Origin of the sequence: Erwinia sp., from assembly GCF_031978025.1 — a bacterium.
In the GTDB taxonomy this organism is placed as follows: Bacteria; Pseudomonadota; Gammaproteobacteria; order Enterobacterales; family Enterobacteriaceae; genus Erwinia.
Genome location: NZ_DALZCD010000239.1, coordinates 1,490 through 6,718, shown reverse-complemented (window position 1 = coordinate 6,718; position 5,229 = coordinate 1,490). Strand labels below are relative to the sequence as shown.

Sequence of the window (5,229 nt, the reverse complement as noted above, 5' to 3'; positions counted from 1 at the left end):
TTTCATCTGCATCAATATCCAGGCAGGCATTAAAAACGTTCCAGCGGAAACTGTAAGTCATTTTGTAACCTGACGGGCTCGTTTGTTCAACAGAAATAATTTTCACGCTGTCGGGAACATATTGTGCATTTTGTGAATACCATAACAGTGAGCCAGTTAACTCGGTTTCTATTTTGGGAATAATCCGCTGAATAAGATTAACCCATTCCGACTCATTTTCTTCATTAAGCGCTGAAGAGACAGGAATACGCTTGAGCATTTTTTCTCCACAGAGTTAATAAACGCTTATACAGATAATTGATGTTAGCGTTAAAATAATCAAGTCGCCCAAAAAGAGAAAAAACTATCTCAATGATTTGACTATTAATTATTTTAGTAGAGGATCCCGTTTTCTGCGATAGAAAAACCCAATTAAGATGAAGAAATTTTATATAAGCCTGCTTTTTTTAATTACTTTTCATGGAAATAAAAAGATACATTTTAGTCAGGCAGCACATTTCTCCTCATTATATGATTATGTGACGTTATAACATATCAATAGATAATCTTATGTCTGCTTTTGCCGTTTTTCCTCGACCTACCTGGCTGATGTTTTCAGCGCGGATGCGTTTACTGTGGGCTCTGCTCGCCGTGCTTACGCTGATGTTGCTGACCGGATGGGCGCTATCATCATGATCGAATTAATTAATCTTCGCGTCGGCTACCGCGGAAATGCCGTCACGCCGTGCCTCAATGGCATGATTCAACAGGGAACGATGACCGCACTGGTGGGCGCGAATGGTAGTGGTAAATCAACGCTGCTAAAAACTATTGCCGGATTATTACCGCCCGTGAGCGGCCAGCTTGTCCGCCCCCGGCAGGCTATTGCCTGGCTGCCACAGCAAACCGATATCGAGAAAAATTTCCCCGTCAGCGTACTCGATCTGGTAGCGATGGGCTGTTGGGACAGCAGCGGTTGGTTTCGCACCGTCAGTCGTCTGCAAAGGCAACGTGTGATGGCAGCCTTAGAACAGGTCCAGATGGCCGGATTTGCCGATGCACTACCCGGTACACTTTCTGGCGGGCAACTGCAGCGCGTGCTTTTCGCCCGTTTACTGGTACAGGATGCCTCACTACTGCTGCTTGACGAACCTTTTACCGGGGTCGATACGGCGACGACCAGCCTGCTGCTGAAGCTGCTGCAAACGCGGCATCAAGCCGGCTGCACGATGATAGTAGTGCTACATGACAGGACAATGGTGGATCTGTTTTTCCCTCAGATTCTGCGCCTGGAACCTACTCAGGCGGAATGGATAATCCGCCCCGGATTAACCGTGGCGGAGCCTGTATGACGCTTTTAGCGCCTTTTATTGAATTCGGCTTTATGCGGCGTGCGCTGGTGGCCTGCATCGCGCTTTCCCTCAGTGCCACGCCTCTGGGCGTGTTCTTGTTGCTGCGCCGTATGAGTCTGGTTGGCGACGCGCTTTCACATGCGGTGTTACCCGGTGCAGCTATAGGCTATTTGATTTCCGGTTTATCGCTGGTAGCGATGGGTATCGGAGGCGTCATCGCCGGTCTTTCAGTCGCGCTGTTATCGGGGGCGGTCAGCCGCTATACGCCGCTGCGCGAAGATGCCAGCTTTGCCGGTTTTTACCTCGGTTCGCTGGCGCTGGGCGTGACGCTGGTTTCACTGCGCGGCTCCAGCGTCGATCTGCTGCATGTACTTTTCGGCTCTTTACTGGCCGTTGATAATGCCTCGCTTTTGCTGGTCAGTTCGATAGCCTCGGTCACGCTAATTGCGCTGGCACTGATTTATCGCCCGCTGGTCATTGATGCTTTTGATCCTGCTTTTTTACGCGCGCAAAACCGCTGGGCTGCGCCGCTGGTACATGCGCTTTTTCTGGTGCTCGTTGTGACCAATCTGGTGGCTGGCTTCCAGGTGCTGGGGACGCTGATGTGCGTGGGGCTGATGATGTTGCCCGCTGCGGCTTCTCGTTTCTGGGGCAGGGAGCTGCCCGGCACTCTCGCTGCTGCCATGATTTTGGCGCTGATTGCCAGCTTCAGCGGGCTGACCGCTTCATTCTACCTGGCACTGCCCGCCGGACCTTCCGTAGTGCTCTGTGCCGCGCTGCTGTTTTTTGTCTCTATTTTAGTGGGGCCGTACGGCGGCATCTTCCGCGTGCGTTCTTTTACTGTCGGTAAGGAAAAAATATGAAGAAGTTATCTCTTGTACTGGCGCTGGCTGCACTTTGCGCCGCGCCATTAGCCGGGGCGAAAACGCTGGAGACGGTGGCCAGCTTTACCGTATTGGCTGATATCGTTAAACAGGTTGGGGGCGATCATGTGCAGGTCAAAAGCCTTGTCGGGCCGAATGGCGATCCGCACAGCTTTGAACCTACGCCGCAAGACAGCCGGGCGCTGGCCCGGGCAGATGTGGTGTTCGTCAGCGGTCTGGGACTGGAAGGCTGGATGGATCGCCTGATTTCCGCATCAGAATATCGGGGCCATGTCGTTGTCGCTTCCACAGGTATTACGACGCGCACCATGGAAGAAGAGGGGAAAACCATTACCGATCCCCATGCCTGGAACAGTATGAAGAACAGCGAGGTTTATGCCAGCAATGTTATGAACGCATTAATAGCTGCCGATCCGCAGGATGCAGACTATTTTCGCCAGCGCGGTGCGGCCTACATCAGTCGGCTGCATAAACTGGATGAGTGGGCTTTGGGCCGGTTTTCGGCTATACCCGCTGCGAAGCGTAAAGTGCTGACCAGCCACGATGCATTCGGCTATTTTGGGCAACGTTACGGGGTGACATTTATGTCTCCGGTAGGTTTCTCTACCGAATCGGAAGCCAGCGCTGCCGATGTGGCCAGCCTGATCGCCCAGTTGAAAAATGCGCATATACACCGTTACTTTATTGAAAATCAGACTGACCCGAGACTGGTCAGGCAGATTGCCTCGGCAACGGGCGCAGAGCCGGGTGGCGAACTTTACCCGGAGGCATTGACGGCAAAAGGCGGCGGGGCAGATTCGCTGGAAGCGGCTTTCCGCCATAACGTCACGGTGATGCTGGGCAGTATGGAATAAAAAAAGCGGGCCAATAATCGGCCCGCCTGAATATAAGTCAGCTGCGGCGATGAGAAACGACCTGCTCGCTGGGGGTTAACGCTTTTTCTTTTTGCCCTGAACCGCTTTAAAACGTGGGTTACTTTTGCAAATCACAAAAACCCGGCCGTGTCGGCGTACGATTTTACAATCCTTATGGCGCTTTCTGGCCGAAGCCAGCGAGTTTATCACCTGCATTTTCCTTCCTTTTTTTACTTATTGAAAAACCGACCAAAGCGCTGGTTAAAGCGGTGTGCGCTCCCTTCTTTAGCAAACTCTTTTTGTTTGCCGGTGTAGTAAGCATGGGAAGCGGAAGAGACATCCAGCACCACGTAGGGCAATGTTTTACCGTCCAGCTCAATAGTTCGATCGGTTTTGATAGTGGAACCGACGACAAAAAAGGTGTCGGCACTGGTGTCGTGAAAAGCTACGGTACGGTAAGCCGGATGAATAGCCTGTTTCATAAAAGCCTCAATATCGTATGTTATAACATAACAATAATTATGCGCGTCGTGATATGAAAATGCAAGCGTGAAAGGGACGCCGACCGGCAACAATAACGGACGACAAAGTAGGGAAGAGGTCAAACAAAAAAGTAGGCTAGCTGCGAGGAACTAAGGGACAAGCGGTGACGAGAAAAAAAAGAGGCCGCAAAAGCGGCCTCCTGGAGAGGGGAGAGATACCCTTATTGAGATCGATCCGGGTGATGCGGATTCAGATCCTCTTTATGCTTGCTGAAGCGGCGGCGAACCACCACGAAAAACACAGGCACAAAGAAAATAGCCAAAATAGTCGCCGTTACCATACCGCCCATCACGCCGGTACCTACCGCGTTCTGTGCACCGGAGCCAGCACCGGTACTGATAGTCAGCGGCAAGACGCCCAAAATAAAGGCCAGCGAGGTCATCAGGATAGGACGAAGACGCATACGTACCGCTTCCAGCGTCGCTTCTATCAGACCTTTGCCTTCTTTCTCCATCAGATCTTTAGCAAACTCTACGATCAGGATGGCGTTTTTCGCCGACAGGCCGATGGTGGTCAACAGGCCTACCACAAAGTAGACGTCGTTGCTCAGGCCACGAAGGGTGGTAAACAGCAGCGCACCGATAACGCCCAGCGGCACAACCAGCATGACCGAGAAAGGAATTGACCAGCTTTCATACAGCGCTGCCAGACACAGGAACACCACGATCAGCGAGATAGCATAGAGCGCAGGTGCCTGGTTGCCTGAGAGACGTTCCTGATAAGACATGCCTGTCCATTCATAACCGATCCCCTTCGGCAGCTTAGAAGCCAGCTCTTCCATCAGGTTCATGGCATCGCCGGAGCTCTTGCCCGGTGCTGCCTGGCCCAGAATCTCCATGGACGGCAGACCGTTATAGCGTTCCAGACGCGGCGAACCATACTGCCACTTCGCACTGGCAAAGGACGAGAACGGCACCATTTCACCGTTTGAAGCACGCACGTACCATTTATTGATATCGCCTGGTAACATACGCGCATCGGCCTGGCCCATTACGTACACTTTTTTCACGCGACCACGGTCGATGAAGTCATTAACGTAAGAGCCGCCCCATGCTGCGCCCAGGGTGGTATTGATATCGGAAATAGAGACGCCCAGCGCTTCCGCTTTCTCCTGGTCGATCGTCAGTTTGTACTGCGGCGTATCTTCCAGGCCATTTGGACGCATCCCTACCAACGTATCCGGATGCTGAGCAGCCATGCCAAGCAGCTGGTTACGGGCATTGGTCAGGGCTTCATGACCCAGGTTCGCCTGGTCGATCAGCTCGAAGTCAAAGCCGGTGGCGTTACCCAGTTCGATAATCGCCGGCAGGTTAAACGGAATCACCATCGCATCTTTGATGGCGCCGAAAGCCTGCATGGCGCGACCAGCAATACCCTCAACTTTGTTTGCCGAGCCGCTGCGCTCATCCCACGGTTTCAGGCTGACGAAGGCGATACCGGTGTTCTGACCGCGTCCCGCAAAGCCGAAGCCGTTAACGGTAAACACAGAACGCACGTTATCTTTTTCTTTAGTCAGGAAGTAATCCGTGACCTGGTCGAGCACTTTCTGCGTTCGGCCCTGGGTTGCGCCAGCAGGCAGTGAAGCCTGAGCCAGCAGCAGGCCCTGATCCTCTTCCG

General features: G+C 52.6%; 7 protein-coding genes. 3 read left to right on the top strand and 4 right to left on the bottom strand.

Annotated elements, in window-relative coordinates:
• The coding region (locus RTK32_RS16890) for a hypothetical protein (RefSeq protein WP_312046008.1) at window positions 1–259 on the bottom strand (259 nt) is incomplete at its 3' end.
• Window positions 260–671: 412 nt separating this feature from the next.
• Between RTK32_RS16890 and RTK32_RS16885 the strand changes: the two genes are divergently transcribed.
• The 3 genes from RTK32_RS16885 to RTK32_RS16875 are packed head-to-tail and all read left to right on the top strand — an operon-like array spanning window position 672 to window position 3,069.
• Window positions 672–1,331 carry an ABC transporter ATP-binding protein gene (locus RTK32_RS16885; RefSeq protein WP_312046010.1) on the top strand — a complete coding sequence of 220 codons (660 nt, stop codon included), beginning with the start codon at window positions 672–674 and terminating at the stop codon, window positions 1,329–1,331.
• Window positions 1,328–2,194 (top strand): metal ABC transporter permease, encoded by an 867-nt coding sequence (locus tag RTK32_RS16880; RefSeq protein WP_312046006.1) that lies wholly within the window; start codon window positions 1,328–1,330, stop codon window positions 2,192–2,194. The genes RTK32_RS16885 and RTK32_RS16880 overlap by 4 nt, the downstream gene beginning before the upstream one ends.
• A complete protein-coding gene (locus tag RTK32_RS16875) occupies window positions 2,191–3,069 on the top strand; it encodes a metal ABC transporter substrate-binding protein (protein ID WP_312046004.1) in 879 nt (292 codons plus the stop codon). Before RTK32_RS16880 ends, RTK32_RS16875 begins: the two co-directional genes overlap by 4 nt.
• 75 nt (window positions 3,070–3,144) lie before the next feature.
• On the opposite strand, the gene ykgO is transcribed toward RTK32_RS16875, so the two are convergent.
• The 3 genes from ykgO to RTK32_RS16860 all read right to left on the bottom strand — a co-directional run.
• Window positions 3,145–3,285 carry a type B 50S ribosomal protein L36 gene (gene ykgO, locus RTK32_RS16870; protein WP_312046002.1) on the bottom strand — a complete coding sequence of 47 codons (141 nt, stop codon included), beginning with the start codon at window positions 3,283–3,285 and terminating at the stop codon, window positions 3,145–3,147.
• Between the two features lie 14 nt (window positions 3,286–3,299).
• On the bottom strand, window positions 3,300–3,551 hold the full coding sequence (locus tag RTK32_RS16865; protein WP_312046000.1) for a type B 50S ribosomal protein L31: 252 nt from the start codon (window positions 3,549–3,551) through the stop codon (window positions 3,300–3,302).
• 221 nt (window positions 3,552–3,772) lie between these two features.
• A partial coding sequence (locus RTK32_RS16860) for an efflux RND transporter permease subunit (protein ID WP_312045998.1) occupies window positions 3,773–5,229 on the bottom strand: 1,457 nt, incomplete at its 5' end.